Origin of the sequence: Dongia sp. (assembly GCF_041918875.1) — a bacterium.
GTDB lineage: Bacteria > Pseudomonadota > Alphaproteobacteria > Dongiales > Dongiaceae > Dongia.
Genome location: NZ_JAYRUV010000009.1, coordinates 137,717 through 155,585, shown reverse-complemented (window position 1 = coordinate 155,585; position 17,869 = coordinate 137,717). Strand labels below are relative to the sequence as shown.

Below are 17,869 nucleotides of genomic sequence, written 5' to 3'. Positions count from 1 at the left end.
CGTTACTTGGAGCCATGTGCCAAGCGGTGACGTACCCAGCGCAGGCGGCCAAGGCGATAGGCGTCGAGGACCGACATGCCGTAGACGATCAGGCCGCCGGACAACCGGGCGAAGATGCTCATTTCCGCCGGTGTCAGCTTCCAGGTGATCCAGCCCAGGATGAACATGAACCAGGCGAACATCACGCCGCGCTGGATGTTGCCCGCCGCCCAATGCCCGCTGCCGGGCGCCACCATGGCGATCAGCAGAACCAGATAGGGATGAACCGGCTTCATGATGCGGCCTCGGCGGCGTTATGGCTGCGCAGAGTATCGGCCAGTGCCAGCGCCCGGTCGAGCAGATCCTGGACCCCACCCCGCGGAACGACAACCGGGCCGAACAGCGATTGGCGCAGCACCAGATATTCCGCCCGCGAAGCCTGCGCCGCCTGACGGACCAGGCGGACCCCCTTGGGCGTGACCAGCAGCTCTTTGACCCGCTCATCCTCAAACAGGCCGATATGGGCCTGCAGCAGGCTCTGCGGTGGCACCGCGTCAGGTACGTCGCACTTGATGGTCAGGTGCTGCGGCCAGTCGGCCGGCAATGGCAGAGCGTGATCGAAGCTGTTCGACGGCGCATAGAATTCGACATTGTGGGCGCGGGCAAGGATATCGCAACTGCCGGCGAAGGGAATGTCGGCCAGCAAGGTTACGCGCAGCCACAGCGACGGCACCTTGCGTACGGACAGATTGTCGAGCACGGCATCGATCACGACCCGGTGGCCGCGGTAGCGGCCGCGCAGGACCGGATAGCTCATCGGTGTTCGGCTGAGTTCGGATTCCGCCAGCAGGCCGCGCAGATCGTCGAACAGCATGGCGCGCTCGGCCTCGAAGCGGCGGCGGTCGCGCCGGTAGACCCAATAGAGGATTCCGGCGGCAACCAGGATTGCCGCCAGGACTTCAAAACGCATGATCCGTTCCCCGACCCATGTTCGATACCGGTGATAGCAAGGCAAAAAGGACCGGGCGAGGGGAATTCGCCCGGTCCTTCGTCACGATTGGGTGGAACCTAGTAACCCTTTGGTCGCGGCCAGTTCATGGTGAACTGATCGGCCCGCCGCACGAACTGATAGCGCCGCAGGCTGAACCAGATGGAAATGATGATATAGAAGGCCATCATCGCCAGAAGCTGTCTTCCGTAACCCAAATAGACCGCAAAGAAGGTGGTCAGGCACAGGATCATCAACACGATGGCCGGGATCGGATGGAACGGGTGTTCATATCCGCGCCGGATCGAGCCCAGCGGCCACATCTTGCGGAACTTCCACACATTGATCGGCATGAAAGTGTAGTTCAGCAAGCCGGAGAGGATCGAGAAGGTGATGATCTGCGCCAAGGGAACCTTGAGCGCGAAGATCGCCGCAACCGGGATCAGAAAGATGATCGAACGAAACGGCGTGCGATAGCGCGGGTGCACCGCGCTGAACCAGGCCGGCAAGTAGCGGTCGCGACCCATCGAGAACCAGGCCCGGGCGGCATCGTTGATGCAGCCATTGGCCGAGGCGATGGCCGAGAAGAGCGTGCCGATGAACAACACCGTCTCCAGGAGAGGCGAGCCGGTGATCTTGGCAGCATCGTAGAGCGGTGCCAGTTCCAGATCCCAGCCGATATATTCCCAAGGCAGCATGCCGCAGGCGAGATACCAGGTGAGAGCCGCGGCGATCAGCAGCGTGATGATCCCAGTCATCGTGCCCAGGGGCAGAGCACGCCCCGGCGACCGCACTTCCTCCGCCGCCTGGCAGGTGCCCTCGATGCCGAGATAGTACCAGATGCCGAAATGCAGCGAGGCAATGACACCGAGCCAGCCGTAAGGAAGGTCGGTGAGCAGCCCTTCATGCATCAGCTGCGCATCCGGATCCCAACCTTGCACCCCGAAGAAGAGAATGAGGATCGAGGCGAAGGCTGCCGCGGTGATGATGAAATTGACCGTCAAGGTCATCAGCACGCCGCGATAATTCAGCCATGCCAGGAACATCAGCGACAGGATCGTGAATGACCACCACCATTCCGCATGCAGGACGGCGGCCCCTTCGGGGTCGATGCGGCCGATGCCGATCTGGACCAACTGGCCTACCACCTGGACGTCGGCGGCTTCGAGCATCGTATAGGCGAGCACCAGGTAAAGGCCGACATTGAAGGCCATCAATGGCCCGATCGTGTGCTTGGCTTGTGCGTATTGGCCACCGGCCGCGGCGACGGTTGAGGTCACCTCGGAATCGATCATGGCGACGCAGGTGTAGAGAAGGCCGATCACCCATGCGGCAATGAGCGCACCAAAGGCACCGCCCTTGCCGACGCCGTAATTCCAGCCCATGAACTCGCCGACCAGCACGATGCCGACGCCCAATGCCCAAACATGCACCGGCCCCAGCACCTTGAGCAAATTCATGCCTGCCCCTTCGGCTTTATCCGCCGTCACATCAGCCATGACTCAGCCCCCCTTAGCCTGGTCGCCGAAGAGGTCGTCGACACCCTCGCGCGAGCTCAATAGCGTTTCTTCGTTATACTGCTGGCTCACCCGCCAGGCATCGGTCAGCATCCAGGCAAACATCAGTGCCGATATTCCCCAGGCTGCCCACTCCAACATCTGCCAGATATTCATGTTCGGCTTCCCCTTGCTTGCGTATTGCGGTCCATTGGCCCGCAAGCCGATCAGTCGAATTTCTCTCGAACCACTTGGCGATACTCCTTGTCGGAGACGCGCAGCACGTAGATGTAGTAGCCGAGGATCACCAATGCCGTGATCAGGATACCGAGATAGTCGATGTCGTATTCGAACGGCATCGTGATGATGTCGGCTGCCGTCTCGGGCGTATAGCCGAGCTTCTCCCATTGCTGCTGCATGGTCGGATTCTGGCCGAGCGCCTCCCAACTCAGGCCCGTCCAGACCTTGGTCTCGGTGCCATCGGCCCCCGCTTGCATCGCATAGGTCATGCCGGCCGGCAGTTTCTCGACGCGCGACGGCACGGCGATCTCCAGCCACAGCGGCAGGAACAGCGCCAGGAAGACGAGGCCGAGCACGACGAAAACGTCGATGATCTGTCCGGCCTTACTTTGTTTGGGTGGTTTGTAGCGTTGCGCCATGTTCCCCTCCCCGGGACAAGTTGCAGCGTTGAACCTGCAACACGCGATGCGGCTCAGTGCCCAGCATCCAGATGCTTGATATCGACGCCATAGACGTGATTGCGGTCTTCGCTGTAGTGCCGCACCATCGCCGTGATCGATGCCGTATTGAACAGCAGCAACAATGCCGCCGCGATCCAGCACACGATCTCAATGCCTGTGTTTGGTATATGATTGTGCACTGCCAGCAGCACGAACAGCACAACGACCCACAGGGCCAGCACGAAGCCATAGGCCCAAAGCCGGTCAAGTTTGAACATGGAATCCACGCGCGACTGAAGGTCGTTCGCCATATCACTCTCCCCTTAAGACGGCGATCGGCTTTTAGGGCCATCGCTTCATCTTCGACTGAACGCCCCGGGTCCTGCCGAGGCGGCACTCCCAATTCACGCGCCCCATTCGGGGTCGTCGCGGCGCTCCACTTGGCGGGAGCTTTCGTCATCCCGAACTGACCCCTTGGGGTCGATTCGGGTGCGTCATCTATGGCTCTTATTAATTCCTAACACGCCATTTATGACTTTACTAGACTTAAATGAAGTTTCCTTTGCGGAAACATCGCAACCCAGAAGAAAACCGCCCGGAGCTTTATCCGGGCGGTCGATCTCGCTTCAGCAATCGAGCGTGTTGTGCCGCTCCCACTCGGTAAGATGCTTGGTGTAGCTGTTCCATTCCTCCGTCTTCATCCGCACATAGGCGTTGACGAAGGAATCGCCGAACTGCTCGCGCACCACCTTGCTGCTATCGGTGAGGCGCAGGGCATCCAGGAGGTTGAGCGGCAGCTTGCGCCCGCCCTTCACCGTGTGCCCTTCGGTATACATATTGATGTCGAGGCGCTTGCCGGGATCGCGGTTGTTGTTGATGCCGTCGAGACCGGAGGCCACGATCCCCGCCTGCAGCAGATAGGGATTGGTCGAGCCGTCGGCGAGGCGCAGTTCGAAGCGGCCCTCATCCGGCACGCGGATCATGTGCGTGCGGTTGTTGCCGGTCCAGGTGATGGTGTTGGGCGCCCAGGTGGCCCCCGACACGGTCCGCGGCGCGTTGATGCGCTTGTAGGAATTGACCGTCGGGTTGAAGAACGAGCAGAGCGCATCGGCATTGTACTGGATGCCGCCCAGCACCTGATAGGCGAGCTTGGAAAGGCCCAGCTCGCCCTTCGGATCGCCGAACAGGTTCTTCTTCCCCGCCATGTCCCAGAACGAGATATGGGCGTGAGCGCCGTTGCCGGTCAGGGTGCTGAAGGGCTTGGGCATGAAGGTCGCGCGCAGGCCGTGCTTTTCGGCGATCGACTTGGCCATGTATTTGAAGAAGACATGGCGGTCGGCCGTCAGCAGCACATCGTCATATTCCCAGTTCATTTCGAACTGGCCGTTGGCGTCCTCATGGTCGTTCTGATAGGGCTTCCAGCCCAGGGCCAGCATGGAATCGCAGATCTCGGTGATGACGTCATAGCGGCGCATCAAGGCGAGCTGGTCATAGCAGGGCTTGTCGGCCGTGTCGGCCGTGTCGGCGATCTCCTTGCCATCCGGCGTGATGAGGAAGAATTCGCATTCGACGCCGGCCTTGGCGCGGAGGCCCTTCTTGCCGGCCTCGGCGATCTTGCGCTTCAGCAGATTGCGCGGGGAGTCCGCGACCGGCTTGCCGTCCATCCATAAATCGGAGGCGAGCCAGCCCACTTCCGGCTTCCACGGCAATTGGATGAGGCTGTCGGGATCGGGCTTGGCGAAGAGGTCGGGATGGGCCGGCGTCATGTCGAGCCAGGTTGCGAACCCGGCGAAGCCCGCACCATTCTTCTGCATTTCCGCGATCGCGGCCGCAGGCACCAGCTTGGCGCGGAGCGCGCCGAAGAGATCGGTATAGGAGATCAGGAAATACTTGATCTTGCGTTCCTTCGCGACCTTGGCGAGGTCGGTTGCCATTTTTAAGCCCCCTTCGTTGTAAAGCCTCAATTCACCTGTTTCGTTTTGTTCCGGCGGCCGCTTGCTTGGGTGCGGCCGCCATCGTTCTTCTGTTCTTCAGTATTTCCCGGTTCAGTATCTTCCCTGGCCCGGGATCCAGTTGGTGCCGGCCAGCGGCACGCCCGCCATCGCCGCGGATTCCACGGTGAGGGCGACCAGATCGTCGGGCTCGAGATTGTGCACATGGCTCTTGCCGCAGGCGCGCGCGATGATCTGCGTCTCCATCGTCAACACGGCGAGATAATTGGCCAGGCGATGACCCGCCTTGACCGGATCGAGGCGCGCGGCCAGGACCGGATCCTGCGTGGTGATCCCGGCGGGATCCCGGCCTTCATGCCAATCGTCATAGGCGCCGGCCGTGGTGCCGAGCTTCTTATATTCGCTTTCCAGCGCCGGCGCATTGTCACCCAGCGCAATCAGCGCCGCCGTGCCGATGGCAACCGCGTCGGCACCCAGCGCCAGGCACTTGGCCACGTCGGCGCCGTTGCGGATGCCGCCGGAGACGATGAGCTGCACCTTCCGGTGCATGTCGAGATCCTGCAGCGCCTGCACCGCCGGACGGATGGCGGCGAGGATGGGCAGGCCCACATGCTCGATGAAGACTTCCTGCGTCGCCGCCGTGCCGCCCTGCATGCCGTCGAGCACCACGACATCGGCGCCCGACTTCACGGCAAGCGCCGTATCGTAATAGGGCCGCGTGGCGCCGACCTTCACATAGATCGGCTTTTCCCAATTGGTAATCTCGCGCAGTTCGGTGATCTTGATGGCGAGATCGTCGGGGCCGGTCCAGTCCGGATGCCGGCAGGCCGAACGCTGGTCGATGCCGATGGGCAGGTTGCGCATCTTGGCCACGCGCTCTGTGATCTTCTGCCCCAGCAGCATGCCGCCGCCGCCAGGCTTGGCACCCTGGCCGATCACGACTTCGATGGCATCCGCCTTCCTGAGATCGTCCGGGTTCATGCCATAGCGCGACGGCAGGAGCTGATAGACCAGGAGATTGGAATGACCGCGTTCTTCGGGCGTCATGCCGCCGTCGCCGGTCGTGGTGCTGGTGCCCATGGCCGACGCCCCCCGGCCCAAGGCTTCCTTGGCATTGCCGGAGAGGGCGCCGAAGCTCATGCCGGCGATGGTGACCGGCGTCTTGATTTCAATAGGCTTCTTGGCGAAGCGGGTGCCCAGCACGACATTGGTGCCGCATTTTTCGCGGTAGCCTTCCAGCGGGTAGCGCGAGATCGAGGCACCGAGGAACAGCAGATCATCGAAATGCGGCACCTTGCGCTTGGCACCGCCGCCGCGGATGTCGTAGATGCCGGTCGCGGCCGCGCGCTGGATCTGGGCGACCGCGTCCGGATCGAAGGTCGCGTTGAAGCGCGGCGGCGTATAGAAAGGGCTATGTTCGTTCGAGGACATTCTATCATTCCCTCTCAATACGCATCGACATTGTCGACGTGGAAGTTGTAGAGGCTCCGCTTGGAGCCATAGCGCTTGAACTTTTTCGGGTCGGCATCGATGCCGGCCTGCTTCAACAGGCGCTCGAGCTTGGCCAGATGATGCGGCGTCATCTTCTTCTCGATGCAATCGGAGCCGAGACTCTCGACCTTGCCCTGCACATAAAGCCGCGCTTCGTAGATCGAATCGCCGAGGCTTGCTCCGGCATCGCCGCAGACGATCAGCGCGCCGCTCTGGGCCATGAAGCCGCTCATGGCACCGACCGAACCCTTGACGACGATATCGATGCCCTTCATGGAGATGCCGCAACGCGTGCCGGCATCGCCTTCGATCACCAGCAGGCCGCCCTGGCCGGTGGCGCCGGCGGCGGAGCTTGCCGTGCCTTTCACGCGCACTTCGCCGGACATCATGTTTTCGGCAACGCCGACGCCGCATTGGCCATGAATGACGACGGTCGCCTTCTGATTCATGCCGGCGCAGTAGTAGCCGATATGGCCGTTGACATGGACCTCGATCGGCTGCGTGAGCCCCACCGCGCAGGCATGCTCGCCATGGAGGTTATTGAGATGCCACACCTTCTCATTGGTGTCGACGGGCAGCGATTGGAGCTTGGAATTGACCTCGCGCAGAGACGTCTTGGTCAGGTCGAAAGCATTCATGTTCGGATTGGACATGATCAGTGGAGGCTCCAGCTATAGACGGTGGCGGGGGCCGGTTCCCAGATCTTGGCCTTTTCGATGTTGGGGAGATAGGCCAGGCTGCGGAATTCCGAGGCCATTGCCACCCAATCGTCGTTTTCGGCCAGAACCGCCGGCTTGCAGGCGATGCCGTCGCGCACGACAGCAAAGCCGTCCTTGGTGCCCATGGTGAAGGTGAAGAAGCCGTCGAGATCGGCAAGGCCCGCTTCCATCGCCTCCTTCAGCGTGGCGCCTTCGCCGAGGCGATGGGCGAAATAGCGCGCCGCCACTTCCGAATCATTGTCGGTGTCGAATTCCTGGCCCTGCTTCCTGAGCCACTTGCGTAAATTGTTGTGGTTCGAGAGCGAGCCATTATGCACCAGGCACATGTCGGAGGCTGGCGTGAAGGGGTGCGAATGCTCGGTCGTCACGGCGCTTTCCGTGGCCATCCTGGTATGGCCGATGGCATGGCTGCCCTGCATGTGCGCGAGGCCGTATTTCCTGGCGACATCGGCCGGCAGCCCCATGTCCTTATAGACTTCCATCAGCTTGCCATAGCCCATGATGCGGATTTCCGGGTGCTTGGCCTTCACCCAGGCGACCACGTCGGCCTCGTTCGTGTCGGCCGTGACCAGGGCATGGTTGCCGCGCTGCTCGACATCAATCTCGACATCGAGGTCGGCGCCGAGATCGCCGATGATTCCGCGCCACGGATAGGCGGTGTCTGCGTTGAAGAGCGTCAGCTTGCTGCGCTTGCCCGAAACCGGGCTGTGGTAGACGGCGATGCCCGCGCTGTCCGGACCCCGGTCGGTCATGCCGATCAGCATGGTTTCGAGATGCTTGCCAAGCGCGGGTTTGAGCGCCGGATTCTTAAGGAACAAGCCAACGATACCGCACATGGCGCATATCTCCCTTGGTGGCGGAAAATGCGGCCTTGAGCCGCGATGCTGCAAAGATAACCGCCTGCCGCCCGCTGTCAAGGGTTATGAAACTTTTTTTACTTACAGGAAACTCTATTCCTGGCGCGAGGCCCGGCACATTTCCGACCCGCCTTGACTGTCAAGCCCGGGCATGACGCGGTTTGCGATGCGTCAGTCGTTATCCCGCGCATAGGTGATGATCGACAGAAACCGGATCGGCAGCTTGATCAGCTGTTCCGGTCCATGCGGCACGTCCGAATCGAAATAGAGGCTGTCGCCGGGGCGCATGTGGTAAAGCTTGTCGCCATGCCGGTAACCGACTTCGCCTTGTAAAATATAGAGAAATTCGACCCCATCATGCTGGAAGATGGGGAATACGTCGGAATTCTCGGTGAGCGTCACCAGATATGGCTCGACCGCCAGGCCCCGGCTGAAACCGTGCCCGAGGAGCTGGTACTGATGTCCCGCGCGGGTGCCGCGGCGCTCGATCGGCAGACCCTGGCCGGCCGAGACGAAGGTCGCCGACCGTTCCTCCTCGAAGCCGCGGAAGAAGGAGGTCACCGGCACCTGCAGCGCTTTTGACAGCTCATGCAGCGTGGCAAGCGAGGGCGAGGTCTGGCCATTCTCGATCTTGGAGAGCATGCCGGCGGACATGGCCGAAGCCTGCGAAAGCTGCGCCACGGTCATGTTGAGCTGGTGGCGGAAATTGCGCACTTCGCGGCCGATGGCTGCCTCCAGCGAGCGCCCCTTGCCCGAGACGTGGTGCGGATCCTGGCTCAGATCGGCGGCGCGCTTGACCTGCTTGGCGGTCAATTTGTCGGGGGCGCCAGCCATGGAGGTGGTCGAGCGGCCTTGCCGCGCCATTGTCGCCTTGGCGGCCTTGCCGTCCTTCTTGCTGCCATTCTCGCGGCTGTTGCCGCGCTCTCGCGCCATGACTTGTCCCACCGATTATTGTCCTGCGACCGACTCAAATGGTCGATGTCAGAGCATAGCGGCAGTTTCCGGCCACGTCATGCCCTCTCGACCGCTACGCCGCTTGGCGATCCTGGCGCGGGCTGACGCTGAACTGTCGGCGATAGGCCTTGGCGAAATGCGACAGCGAGACGAAACCGCAGGCGATGGCGATTTCAGCGACCGACAGCTCGGTCTGGCGCAGCATGCGCCGCGCCCGCTGCAGGCGGAGCTGGGCGTGGAACTTCGCCGGCGTGCAGCCGAGATATCGCTTGGAGAGCCGCTCCAATTGGCGCTGGCTGACGCCCAGTTCATGGGCCAGCCGCGCTGGCGAGACCGGCTCCTCGACAGTGGCTTCCATGCGCTGGACCGCGCGCTGCACGATGGTGTTGCGCACCGCGGCACCCAGCAGTACCTGGCGCTGGCCTTCGGCCGCCCCACGGATGCCGCCATGCAGGAACTGGTCGGCGATCTGGCGTGCCAGTTCCCGCCCGTGATGGCATTGGATGAGTTCCAGCATCATGTCGAGGGCGGCCGTGGCGCCGGCGCAGGTGAGGATGCGCCCGTCGACGACGAAGAGATCGTTCAAGAGATCGACGTCCGGAAAGGCTTCGCGAAAGGAATCGGCATAGTCCCAATGCACCGTGCAGCGCCGCCCGGTAAGGAGGCCGGCCCGCGCCAGCACGAAGCTGCCGGTGCTGACGGAGGCCAGCGCAAGACCCGCCCGGTGCAGCCGCCGCGCCGCCGCCTCCACGGTCATGAAGCGCTTGGTTTCGGCATGGGAAGCGGCGCAGATGATCACCATGTCGAAATCGGCCGGGTCGATTTCGCTCACGGGCCGCGCCGCAACCTCGATCCCGCTATTGGATTCGACACTCTCGGCGCCCGTGCCGAACAGCGCCCACTGATAGAGCTTCCGGCCCGACATGCGGTTGGCCGCCCGCGCCGGCTCGATCGCCGAGGCGAAAGACATCAGCGCGAAGCCGGGAACCAGGATGATGGCAAGACGGAAAGGCGCCGACCCGATGGTGCGGGCCGCCGCGAAATCGGCGATTTCCCGCTCGTTCATCGCTCCAGATCGCGGAGGGCGGTGAGGCCCACCGGCCGGATGCCGAATTCCTTGCCGGCATCCATCAGGCAGGACCAGAGATATTCGGCTGAGGCGATATCGGCCAGCACGTGATAGGCCGCATGCGCCCGCCCGTCCTTCGCCTTGCGGTCGGCGCGGATGATGATGGCGCTCATCTTGGCAACCGATGTCTGGGCGATGCTGCCATCGGCAAAGCGGTCGCGCCGAAGATCGACGCCGCACATCTTGGAGAACATCTCCGGTGCGAATTCGCCGGTCAACATGAACCAGGCATGGCTGTCCTGGCGCGGCAGGGGATAGCCTTGTTGCGGGCGCGGTGCGGCCTCGGCCCATTTCCAGGCAGCATTGAGGCGCTGCATCAGGAGACCGGCCCCGGCCAGGGAATCGAGCAGGAAGATTTCCATCGGCGCCAGGCGCGCCGCCAGCTCGCCGCCGCTTTGCGCATAGGCCTTGTTGGAATCCGGGCCGATGGCGAGGCCCTGCGCGGCCAGCCATTCGACCGTGCCGCGGCCCTTGAAACCGGCATGCGGCATGACCGAAAGATCGGCCAAGGCCAACCGCCCTGCCGAGGCCAGCTCCGCCTCGCGCGAAGCACCAAAATCGAGCGGCACGGCGCCGCCATTCAGTTCGCCGAAATTGGCGCCGAGCTTGACCAGTTCGCGGTAGATGAAACTGCGCCGTTTCAGGCCGGCAGGATTGATCGCGTTCATTTCACATCTCCTGCCGCTTGTTCTCAGGGTCGTAGAATGGATATTTCGTCACCACGCCCGTGATACGCTGGCCGCCATCGACCTTGATGGTGAACTCGCTGCCCGGATTGGCATCGTCGCCATGCACGTAAGCAAGGCCGACGACCTTGCCGAGGCTGGGCGATTTCACCGCCGAGGTCACGCGGCCGACAATCTCCTCGCCGCGAAGCACCAGATGGCATTCTTCCGGACAGACGTCGCTGGCATTCTTCAAGGTGAAGCCGACCAGCTTACGTTGCAGCTTCATCTTGGCCATGATCTCGGTCGAACGGCCGCCCACGAAAAAGGGCTTGGTCTTCGCCAGCGCCCAGGGCATATCGGCTTCCCACACATTGGTGAGGCCGTCCGTGTCCTGGCTGACGATGATGTGGCCCTTTTCCAGACGCAGCACGCGCTGCGCCTCGACGCCGAATGGCCTGATGCCTTCGGGCTTGCCGGCTTCCAGCAAGGCATCCCACAAGGCCTCGCCATAGCCGGCCGGCACATGGATTTCATAACCCAGTTCGCCGACGAAGCCGACGCGCATGAGCCGCGCCGGGATGCCGGCAACCGTGCCCATCCTGACGCCCATATAGGGGAAGGCTTCGGGCGAAAGGTCGATATCGCTGCAGACTTTCTGCAGCACGGCGCGCGATTTCGGCCCGGCGATATTGACGCCGTTCAAGGCCGCCGTCACGTTGGCGACATCGACGTCCAAGCGCCATTGCGCGTTCCAGAACAGCATCTGGCGATAGACCGCATCGACGCCGCTGGTCGTCGCCGTCACATAGAAATGCTCGTCATGGAACCGGCAGGCGACGCCGTCATCGGTGATGACACCGGCATTGTCGGTCATCAGCACATAACGCGAGCGCCCCACCGGCTGCTTGGTGTAGCTGAATGTATACATGCGATTGAGGAATTCGGCCGCATCCGGCCCACGCACGTCGAGGCCGCCCAGGGTCGAGACGTCGATGAGGCCGACATTCTCCCGCACCGCCTTTACTTCCGTGTCGATGGCCTTGCCGCGATCCGATCTGGCGCCGTAATAGGCCGGGCGCCACCAGACGCCGGCCGGCATCATCTGCGCACCCAGTTCCAGATGCCGGTGATGCATCGCCGTGCGCCGTTCCGGGTCGAACACGCGGCCGGCGAGATGGCCGAACTTCTCCGGCGTGTAAGGCGGGCGCTGGGTCGTCACATTCATCCTGGCGATATCGGTGCCGGTTTCACGTGAAACAATGCGCACCGACGTCACCGCCGAATGGCGGCCCTGGCTGGGGCCCATGCCGACGGTCGAATAGCGCTTCAGCAATTCGACATTGTCATAGCCGTCGGCGATGCCGTTGACGAGGTCGTGATATTTGAGGTCTTCGTCGAAATCGATGAAATCGAAGCCGCGCTCATGCGGGAAGATCGGCCAAGGATGCGTGCGGCCGACATTGCCTTTCTCGGCCGGTGCCGCCGGAATGCCGGCAATGTTGAGCCCCGCATCCTTGGCAGCCGCCAGACCGGCGCGCTTCCCATCGGCGATGACGGCATCGAGATCGTAGACATTGTTGACCGAGCCTGCGGCATGGACACCGGCCGGCAGTTCGACCGGCTCGAACATGTGCGACTGATGGCAATAGCCGAATTTGGCGCCGGCATGGTGCAGCAGCTGCCCGGCCGGGCTGAAACCGACCGACATCAGGATGAGATCGCAGGCCACGCTCCTGCCGCCGGTCCCGAGTTTGCCCTCGCCGGCGACGGGTGCCAGCACAGCCCCCGAAATATGCGACTTCTGCGCGTAGAGCGCCTCGCTGATGCCGTGGCCGGCGTCAATGGCAACACCTTGCGCCCGCACCGCCGCCACCAGGGGCGTCGCCGGCACGTCGGCGCGCAGGTCGGCAATGGCCGCCACCTTGACACCTGCGTCGATGAGATCGAGGGCGGCGCCATAGGCGTCGTCATTGGCGGCGAGGATGACCGCGTCGCGGCCCGGCCGCACGCCGTAAAGGCGGATGAGGCGCTGGGCGGCGCTGGCCATCATGACGCCCGGCAGATCGTTGTTGCGGAAGACCGCCGGCTGCTCGATCGAGCCGGTGGCGACCACGATCGATTTGGCGCGCAGCTTGTAGAAGCGATTGCCCTTGATGAGCGGTATCCAATTGTCGGCAAAGACGCCGGAGCAGATGGTGCCGGTCATGACCTGCAAGCCCTTGGCGCCGGCCAGCATGCGGCCGCAATCGCCGAGCAGGGTCTCGGCGCGCGAACCGGCGGCATCGAAACGGGCATAACCCAGCGATCCGCCGATGGCCGCATTCTCCTCGATGAGGATGACCTCGGCCCCCGCTTCCACCGCCGCCCGCGCCGCGGCAAGACCCGCCGGCCCCGCGCCGATCACGGCCACGTCGGCGAAGAGATATTGCTTGTCGTAATAGCTCTCGTGGAAATCGGCCTTGGGGTCGATGGTGCCGAGGCCCGTGAGCGCGCGCACGATCGGTTCCCAGAAGGCCCAGGATTTCTTCTTCTCGTTGAAGGTCTTGTAATAGAAGCCCACGGGCAGGAAGCGGTGCACCAGTTCGACCGCGCGCGCCATGTCGCTGTCGAAGGAACCGAAATAGTTCTGCGCCTTGACCTTGAGGCCATTCCCGGCCGGATATTTGTCGGCCAGGCAATTTGGTTCCTGCGGCAGCTGTACCAGCGTGTTGGCGTCCTGCCCGGCCATGGTCAGCACACCGCGCGGCCGGTGATATTTGAACGAGCGCGAAATCATCCATTGGCCGTTGGCGCAAAGGGCGCTGGCGATGGTGTCACCTCTGAACCCGGTGATGGTGCGGCCTTCGAAATCGAAGGTGACCGTCTCGGCGCGATTGAGGAGACGCCCGAAGGGCGCGGGCAGGCGGTTGATGTCGCTCATCACTTCTTCTCCCCCATCCCGCTCACAGTGGTTTTGGGCGCAAATTCGACCCGGGTCGTGAACAGTTCCGCCGCCGGATAGGTCCTGATGATCTCGTCGGTGATGTTGTTGCGCTCGGCGATGAACCAGAAGGAGGTCGGCACATGGCACCACCATTCGCGCACGATTCCGGCATCGTTATTTTCCAGGAACAGCCAATCGGCCCATTCCTTGTCGCCCAGGGTCGCGGGATCGGGCATCGGCTTCACCTCTCCGCCCCAGGAGAATTCGCTGATGTTGCGCGGGCCGTTCAAGGGGCAATTCATGACTTTCATGGGTCTTTTCCTCCCCTCAATGGCCAACCGAGGCGGCACCCTTTTCGCCGACCTGGGCATAGTCGACGAAGCGGTCGAGATAGAATGGCTTGATGAGATCATGCGGGCTGTCATGGGCGATGGTGTGCGCCATGGTCATGCCGCAGACCGGCGTCGCCTTGAAGCCCCAGGTGCCCCAGCCGCTGTCGATATAGTAGTTCTTGACCGGCGTCAGGCCCATGATCGGGCTGAAATCGGGCGTCATGTCGGTCATGCCGGCCCATTGCCGCATCACCTTCACCTCGCCCAGCATGGGCAGCAGTTCCAGCATGTGGCCGAGCAGGCCTTCCTTGAAGTCGAGGGTCGAACGCGTGCCATAGAGGCCGTAGGGGTCGGTCGAACCGCCCATCACCAATTCGCCGCGCGAGCTTTGGCTGACATAGACGTGGAGCGAGCCGGAGACGATGATCTGGTCGAGGAACGGCTTCAGGGGCACGCTGACGCAGGCCTGCAGCGGAATGGTGCGGATCGGCAGGCGGAAGCCCGCCATCTTGGCCACCACCGACGTGTTGCCGGCCACCGCCTGCATCACCCGGTTCGCATAGACCGTGCCGCGCGATGTTTCGACACCCTTCACCGTGCCGTTTTCGATGATGAGGCCGTTGACCGAAGTCTGCTGGTGAATCTCGACGCCCAACTTGGCGGCACCCCTGGCATAGGCCCAGGCCACGGCGTCATGGCGCGCGATCGATCCCGGCGGATGGAAGAGGGCGCCCATGATCGGATAGCGCACATGGTCCGACATGTTGAGATACGGGCACAATTTGGCGATCTGGTCCGGATAGATGAGCTCGGAATCGACGCCCAATTGCTTGTTGACCTCGGCACGCCAGCGGCTGGTGCGCATGGCGGCATCGGTATGCGCCAGGGTGAAATGCCCGCGCTCCGTATAGAGGATGTTGAAATCGAGTTCCTGGCTGAAGTCGCGGTAGAGCTTCAGCGACTGCTCGTAGAAACGCACACCTTCCGGCGTCAGATAGTTGGAACGGATAATCGCCGTGTTGCGCGCCGTATTGCCGCCGGCCAGATACCCGCGCTCCAGCACGCAGACATTGGTGATGCCGTGCGTATGCGCCAGGTAATAGGCGCAGGCCAGCGCATGGCCGCCGCCGCCGATGATGACGACGTCATAGGATTTCTTCAGATCCTGCTGCTTGGGGATAAATCGCTCGGCCGGGTATTTCTTGCGAAAGCCGTAACGCAGGATCTTCAGGGGAACGAAGGCTGGGATCATCGGATTGCCTCGGCGCATGCAGCGGAATGGCGGCAAGGCTATCTCAGCCGATTTTACGGCATTGTCAATTATCGACCGACGATGACGGAAAATCGTCTGACCGATTTTCAGATGGAAACTGGCTCTAAGGCAGCGGCGTCGCTTCGCTCTCGCGCGCTCGGTCCAGCAGCCATTTCCGCAGCAGGGTTGTGGCCGTGCGCGGACGGGCGCCGATCGGCTCCACCAGATGGAAACCGAACTCGGTCACCATCACCTCATCCACGGGGCGCACCAGGCGCTCATCGTGCAGGAATTCATCGACGAAATAGCGCCAGCCCAGCCCCATGCCCTCGCCGGCGATCGCCGCCTGGACGAGCAGAGGATAGGAGTTGAAGCGAATGCGCGCGGCCGGCAGTTTTGGCCGGTCCGGCATGTTCTGCGCCCAATCCTCCCACGAAAGCCAGCGCGGATCGGCCGATTCATATTCGAGCAATGGCAGCGCGCAGAACTCGTCGAGGCTCAAAGGCAGCTTCTTGCCCTTGATCAAGGCCGGGCTCACGACCGGGAACATCTCGCCGCCGAACATGCGCGTGGCATTGAGCGCCGGCCAATGCCCGTCGCCATAGCGTATCGCCATGTCGATGCGCTCCTCGGCCAGATCCCCCAAGGCATCGGAGGAAACGAGGCGCAGATCGATGCTGGGATTGGCCGAGCGGAAGCCGGGCAGGCGCGGCATGACCCAGAAGGTGGAAAAGCCCAGGCTGGCGCCGATGGTGACGCTGCGCCGCCCCTGCTGCTGCCTGAGCGTCGTCGCCGTGTCGGAGATCGAGGTCAGGCCCGACGTGACGGCACGGTAGAGAATGTCGCCTTCCGGCGTCAGGCGCATGCCGCGGCGCGAGCGGGAAAAGAGCAGTACACCGAGATCGGATTCCAATTGCTGGATCTGCCGGCTGATGGCGGCCTGGGTAAGGCCGAGTTCCCTGCCCGCCGCCGTGAAGCTTTCCAGGCGCCCGGCGGCCTCGAAGGCAACCAGCGAATTCAATGGCGGCAGCGAGCGGCGCAGCGAGGGTCGAGCCATATGCAATCCCATGAGCAGAAGTTCCGTCTTCTATACTGCACGGTCAGGGCAGCATAAAGCCCGCGCATAATCGGGGTCCGGTCATGACGGCTGATCATGCCGGTATCAGCCAAGTCTGCATTTACTTGTCGCCCCGGTCCGGCCAAGACTGCCGTCCGTGCGACCCCAGCGGCGTCCCCAGGAGTATCGCCAGTGCATTCCTTCCAACATTCAATCGGGCTTCAATCGGGCCGGCTTCCTTTCGACCCGGCCGCCATCGCGCGCGTGCTGCAGCCGATCGAACGTGCACGCGGCCTGCCCAACGAAGCCTATGTCAGCCAGGCCTTCCGCGAATGGGAACGCGACCGTGTCATCGCCAGGACCTGGTTCTGCATCGGCTTCGGCCGCGACGTCGCCAATGCGGGCGACGCCTTCCCCAGCGACGTGCTGGGCCTGCCGGTCCTGATGGTCCGCCGCTATGACGGCACGATCGGCGTCTTCCACAATGTCTGCTCGCATCGCGGCGCGCAGCTGGTGACGGAGCCTTGCAGCGTCAAGCGGCGCATCCGCTGCCCCTATCATTCCTGGGTCTACGATCTCGAAGGCCGGCTCCTCGGCACGCCGCATATCGGCGGCCCGCGCACCAACGAAACCGCCGGGTTCGACAAGAGCGAGCATGGCCTCAAACCCGTCCGCCATGTCGTCTTCTGGGACATGGTCTTCGTCAACATGAGCGGCGACGCCGAACCCTTCGCGGACTTCATCAAGCCGCTGGCCGATCGCTGGGGCGATTTCGACATGAGCCATATCCGCCATCCGGGCGATGCTGGCAGCCTCAAGCTCACCGTCGATTGCAACTGGAAGCTGGCGGTCGAGAATTATTGCGAGGCCTATCACCTGCCCTCGATCCATCCCGCCTTGAACTCCTACTCGAAGCTGGAGGATCACTATAATATCGAGGTCGAAGACCGTTTCAGCGGCCAGGGCAGCCACGCCTACACGCCGCTGCTGGTCAAGGACGGGCCGAACCTGCCGCAATTCCCGAACCTCCCTGCCCGCTGGGACAAGGCCTCGGAATATGCCTCGCTCTTTCCCAATGTGCTGCTCGGCATCCATCGCGATCATTTCTTCGCCATCCGCCTGGAGCCGGTATCGCTGAGCCAGACGCGCGAGCATCTGGAAATCTACTATGTCGGCGACGCCTCCGCCGATCCGCATTTCGACGCCGCGAAGCAGGCCAACCTCAATGCCTGGAAGAAGGTCTTCGCCGAAGATGTCGACATGGTCGAGCGCATGCAGAACGGGCGGCGTTCCCCGGCCTATGATGGCGGCGTCTTTTCGCCGGCGATGGACGGTCCCACCCATTGCTTCCATCGCTGGCTGGCAAAACGCCTGCTTGCCGGCTAGGCAGGG

General features: G+C 62.8%; 18 protein-coding genes. 1 reads left to right on the top strand and 17 read right to left on the bottom strand.

Annotation, left to right across the window (positions count from 1 at the left end):
- Nucleotides 1-2: 2 nt before the first annotated feature.
- From ACE3TY_RS11665 to ACE3TY_RS11585, 17 genes are all read right to left on the bottom strand, one after another.
- Entirely contained in the window at nucleotides 3-275 is a 273-nt protein-coding gene (locus ACE3TY_RS11665) for a hypothetical protein (RefSeq protein WP_374653208.1), read from the bottom strand.
- The gene (locus tag ACE3TY_RS11660) at nucleotides 272-949 is read right to left on the bottom strand and encodes a hypothetical protein (RefSeq protein WP_374653207.1); all 678 of its coding nucleotides are present in this window, start codon (nucleotides 947-949) and stop codon (nucleotides 272-274) included. The genes ACE3TY_RS11665 and ACE3TY_RS11660 overlap by 4 nt, the downstream gene beginning before the upstream one ends.
- 98 nt (nucleotides 950-1,047) lie before the next feature.
- Nucleotides 1,048-2,427: an APC family permease gene (locus ACE3TY_RS11655; RefSeq protein ID WP_374653206.1), complete on the bottom strand. Its 1,380-nt coding sequence runs from the start codon at nucleotides 2,425-2,427 to the stop codon at nucleotides 1,048-1,050.
- Between the two features lie 42 nt (nucleotides 2,428-2,469).
- Nucleotides 2,470-2,640, bottom strand: a complete 171-nt coding sequence (locus tag ACE3TY_RS11650) for a hypothetical protein (protein WP_374653205.1) — start codon at nucleotides 2,638-2,640, stop codon at nucleotides 2,470-2,472.
- 50 nt (nucleotides 2,641-2,690) lie between these two features.
- Entirely contained in the window at nucleotides 2,691-3,122 is a 432-nt protein-coding gene (locus ACE3TY_RS11645) for a hypothetical protein (protein WP_374653204.1), read from the bottom strand.
- Nucleotides 3,123-3,175: 53 nt separating this feature from the next.
- Nucleotides 3,176-3,454, bottom strand: a complete 279-nt coding sequence (locus ACE3TY_RS11640; protein WP_374653203.1) for a hypothetical protein — start codon at nucleotides 3,452-3,454, stop codon at nucleotides 3,176-3,178.
- Between the two features lie 315 nt (nucleotides 3,455-3,769).
- Nucleotides 3,770-5,077, bottom strand: coding sequence for a type III glutamate--ammonia ligase (gene glnT / locus ACE3TY_RS11635; RefSeq protein ID WP_374653202.1), 1,308 nt, complete (start codon nucleotides 5,075-5,077; stop codon nucleotides 3,770-3,772).
- Between the two features lie 111 nt (nucleotides 5,078-5,188).
- Nucleotides 5,189-6,526 (bottom strand): FMN-binding glutamate synthase family protein, encoded by a 1,338-nt coding sequence (locus tag ACE3TY_RS11630; RefSeq protein WP_374653201.1) that lies wholly within the window; start codon nucleotides 6,524-6,526, stop codon nucleotides 5,189-5,191.
- Nucleotides 6,527-6,540: 14 nt separating this feature from the next.
- The gene (locus tag ACE3TY_RS11625) at nucleotides 6,541-7,239 is read right to left on the bottom strand and encodes a protein glxC (RefSeq protein WP_374653200.1); all 699 of its coding nucleotides are present in this window, start codon (nucleotides 7,237-7,239) and stop codon (nucleotides 6,541-6,543) included.
- A 2-nt stretch (nucleotides 7,240-7,241) separates the two neighbouring features.
- Nucleotides 7,242-8,141: a glutamine amidotransferase family protein gene (locus ACE3TY_RS11620; protein WP_374653199.1), complete on the bottom strand. Its 900-nt coding sequence runs from the start codon at nucleotides 8,139-8,141 to the stop codon at nucleotides 7,242-7,244.
- Nucleotides 8,142-8,333: 192 nt separating this feature from the next.
- Nucleotides 8,334-9,095, bottom strand: coding sequence for a helix-turn-helix domain-containing protein (locus ACE3TY_RS11615; protein ID WP_374653198.1), 762 nt, complete (start codon nucleotides 9,093-9,095; stop codon nucleotides 8,334-8,336).
- 94 nt (nucleotides 9,096-9,189) lie between these two features.
- Complete coding sequence (locus tag ACE3TY_RS11610; RefSeq protein WP_374653197.1) at nucleotides 9,190-10,182, bottom strand: GlxA family transcriptional regulator; 993 nt, start codon at nucleotides 10,180-10,182, stop codon at nucleotides 9,190-9,192.
- Nucleotides 10,179-10,913 carry a hypothetical protein gene (locus tag ACE3TY_RS11605; protein ID WP_374653196.1) on the bottom strand — a complete coding sequence of 245 codons (735 nt, stop codon included), beginning with the start codon at nucleotides 10,911-10,913 and terminating at the stop codon, nucleotides 10,179-10,181. The genes ACE3TY_RS11610 and ACE3TY_RS11605 overlap by 4 nt, the downstream gene beginning before the upstream one ends.
- 1 nt (nucleotide 10,914) lies before the next feature.
- Nucleotides 10,915-13,833: a 2Fe-2S iron-sulfur cluster-binding protein gene (locus ACE3TY_RS11600; RefSeq protein WP_374653195.1), complete on the bottom strand. Its 2,919-nt coding sequence runs from the start codon at nucleotides 13,831-13,833 to the stop codon at nucleotides 10,915-10,917.
- The gene (locus ACE3TY_RS11595) at nucleotides 13,833-14,147 is read right to left on the bottom strand and encodes a sarcosine oxidase subunit delta (protein ID WP_374653194.1); all 315 of its coding nucleotides are present in this window, start codon (nucleotides 14,145-14,147) and stop codon (nucleotides 13,833-13,835) included. The genes ACE3TY_RS11600 and ACE3TY_RS11595 overlap by 1 nt, the downstream gene beginning before the upstream one ends.
- Before the next feature lie 16 nt (nucleotides 14,148-14,163).
- Complete coding sequence (locus ACE3TY_RS11590; RefSeq protein WP_374653193.1) at nucleotides 14,164-15,420, bottom strand: FAD-dependent oxidoreductase; 1,257 nt, start codon at nucleotides 15,418-15,420, stop codon at nucleotides 14,164-14,166.
- Nucleotides 15,421-15,544: 124 nt separating this feature from the next.
- On the bottom strand, nucleotides 15,545-16,477 hold the full coding sequence (locus ACE3TY_RS11585) for a LysR substrate-binding domain-containing protein (protein WP_374653192.1): 933 nt from the start codon (nucleotides 16,475-16,477) through the stop codon (nucleotides 15,545-15,547).
- 192 nt (nucleotides 16,478-16,669) lie between these two features.
- Here ACE3TY_RS11585 and ACE3TY_RS11580 point away from each other — a divergent pair, with 192 nt between their 5' ends.
- On the top strand, nucleotides 16,670-17,863 hold the full coding sequence (locus tag ACE3TY_RS11580) for an aromatic ring-hydroxylating dioxygenase subunit alpha (RefSeq protein WP_374653191.1): 1,194 nt from the start codon (nucleotides 16,670-16,672) through the stop codon (nucleotides 17,861-17,863).
- The last annotated feature ends 6 nt before the right edge of the window (nucleotides 17,864-17,869 follow it).

Excerpts from the sequence above, each read along its gene's own strand:
- ACE3TY_RS11665 (WP_374653208.1), bottom strand. The coding sequence starts at position 275 with ATGAAGCCGGTTCATCCCTATCTGGTTCTGCTGATCGCCATGGTGGCG.
- ACE3TY_RS11660 (WP_374653207.1), bottom strand. The coding sequence starts at position 949 with ATGCGTTTTGAAGTCCTGGCGGCAATCCTGGTTGCCGCCGGAATCCTC.
- ACE3TY_RS11655 (WP_374653206.1), bottom strand. The coding sequence starts at position 2,427 with ATGAATTTGCTCAAGGTGCTGGGGCCGGTGCATGTTTGGGCATTGGGC.
- ACE3TY_RS11650 (WP_374653205.1), bottom strand. The coding sequence starts at position 2,640 with ATGAATATCTGGCAGATGTTGGAGTGGGCAGCCTGGGGAATATCGGCA.
- ACE3TY_RS11645 (WP_374653204.1), bottom strand. The coding sequence starts at position 3,122 with ATGGCGCAACGCTACAAACCACCCAAACAAAGTAAGGCCGGACAGATC.
- ACE3TY_RS11640 (WP_374653203.1), bottom strand. The coding sequence starts at position 3,454 with ATGGCGAACGACCTTCAGTCGCGCGTGGATTCCATGTTCAAACTTGAC.
- glnT (WP_374653202.1), bottom strand. The coding sequence starts at position 5,077 with ATGGCAACCGACCTCGCCAAGGTCGCGAAGGAACGCAAGATCAAGTAT.
- ACE3TY_RS11630 (WP_374653201.1), bottom strand. The coding sequence starts at position 6,526 with ATGTCCTCGAACGAACATAGCCCTTTCTATACGCCGCCGCGCTTCAAC.
- ACE3TY_RS11625 (WP_374653200.1), bottom strand. The coding sequence starts at position 7,239 with ATGTCCAATCCGAACATGAATGCTTTCGACCTGACCAAGACGTCTCTG.
- ACE3TY_RS11620 (WP_374653199.1), bottom strand. The coding sequence starts at position 8,141 with ATGTGCGGTATCGTTGGCTTGTTCCTTAAGAATCCGGCGCTCAAACCC.
- ACE3TY_RS11615 (WP_374653198.1), bottom strand. The coding sequence starts at position 9,095 with ATGGCGCGAGAGCGCGGCAACAGCCGCGAGAATGGCAGCAAGAAGGAC.
- ACE3TY_RS11610 (WP_374653197.1), bottom strand. The coding sequence starts at position 10,182 with ATGAACGAGCGGGAAATCGCCGATTTCGCGGCGGCCCGCACCATCGGG.
- ACE3TY_RS11605 (WP_374653196.1), bottom strand. The coding sequence starts at position 10,913 with ATGAACGCGATCAATCCTGCCGGCCTGAAACGGCGCAGTTTCATCTAC.
- ACE3TY_RS11600 (WP_374653195.1), bottom strand. The coding sequence starts at position 13,833 with ATGAGCGACATCAACCGCCTGCCCGCGCCCTTCGGGCGTCTCCTCAAT.
- ACE3TY_RS11595 (WP_374653194.1), bottom strand. The coding sequence starts at position 14,147 with ATGAAAGTCATGAATTGCCCCTTGAACGGCCCGCGCAACATCAGCGAA.
- ACE3TY_RS11590 (WP_374653193.1), bottom strand. The coding sequence starts at position 15,420 with ATGATCCCAGCCTTCGTTCCCCTGAAGATCCTGCGTTACGGCTTTCGC.
- ACE3TY_RS11585 (WP_374653192.1), bottom strand. The coding sequence starts at position 16,477 with ATGGCTCGACCCTCGCTGCGCCGCTCGCTGCCGCCATTGAATTCGCTG.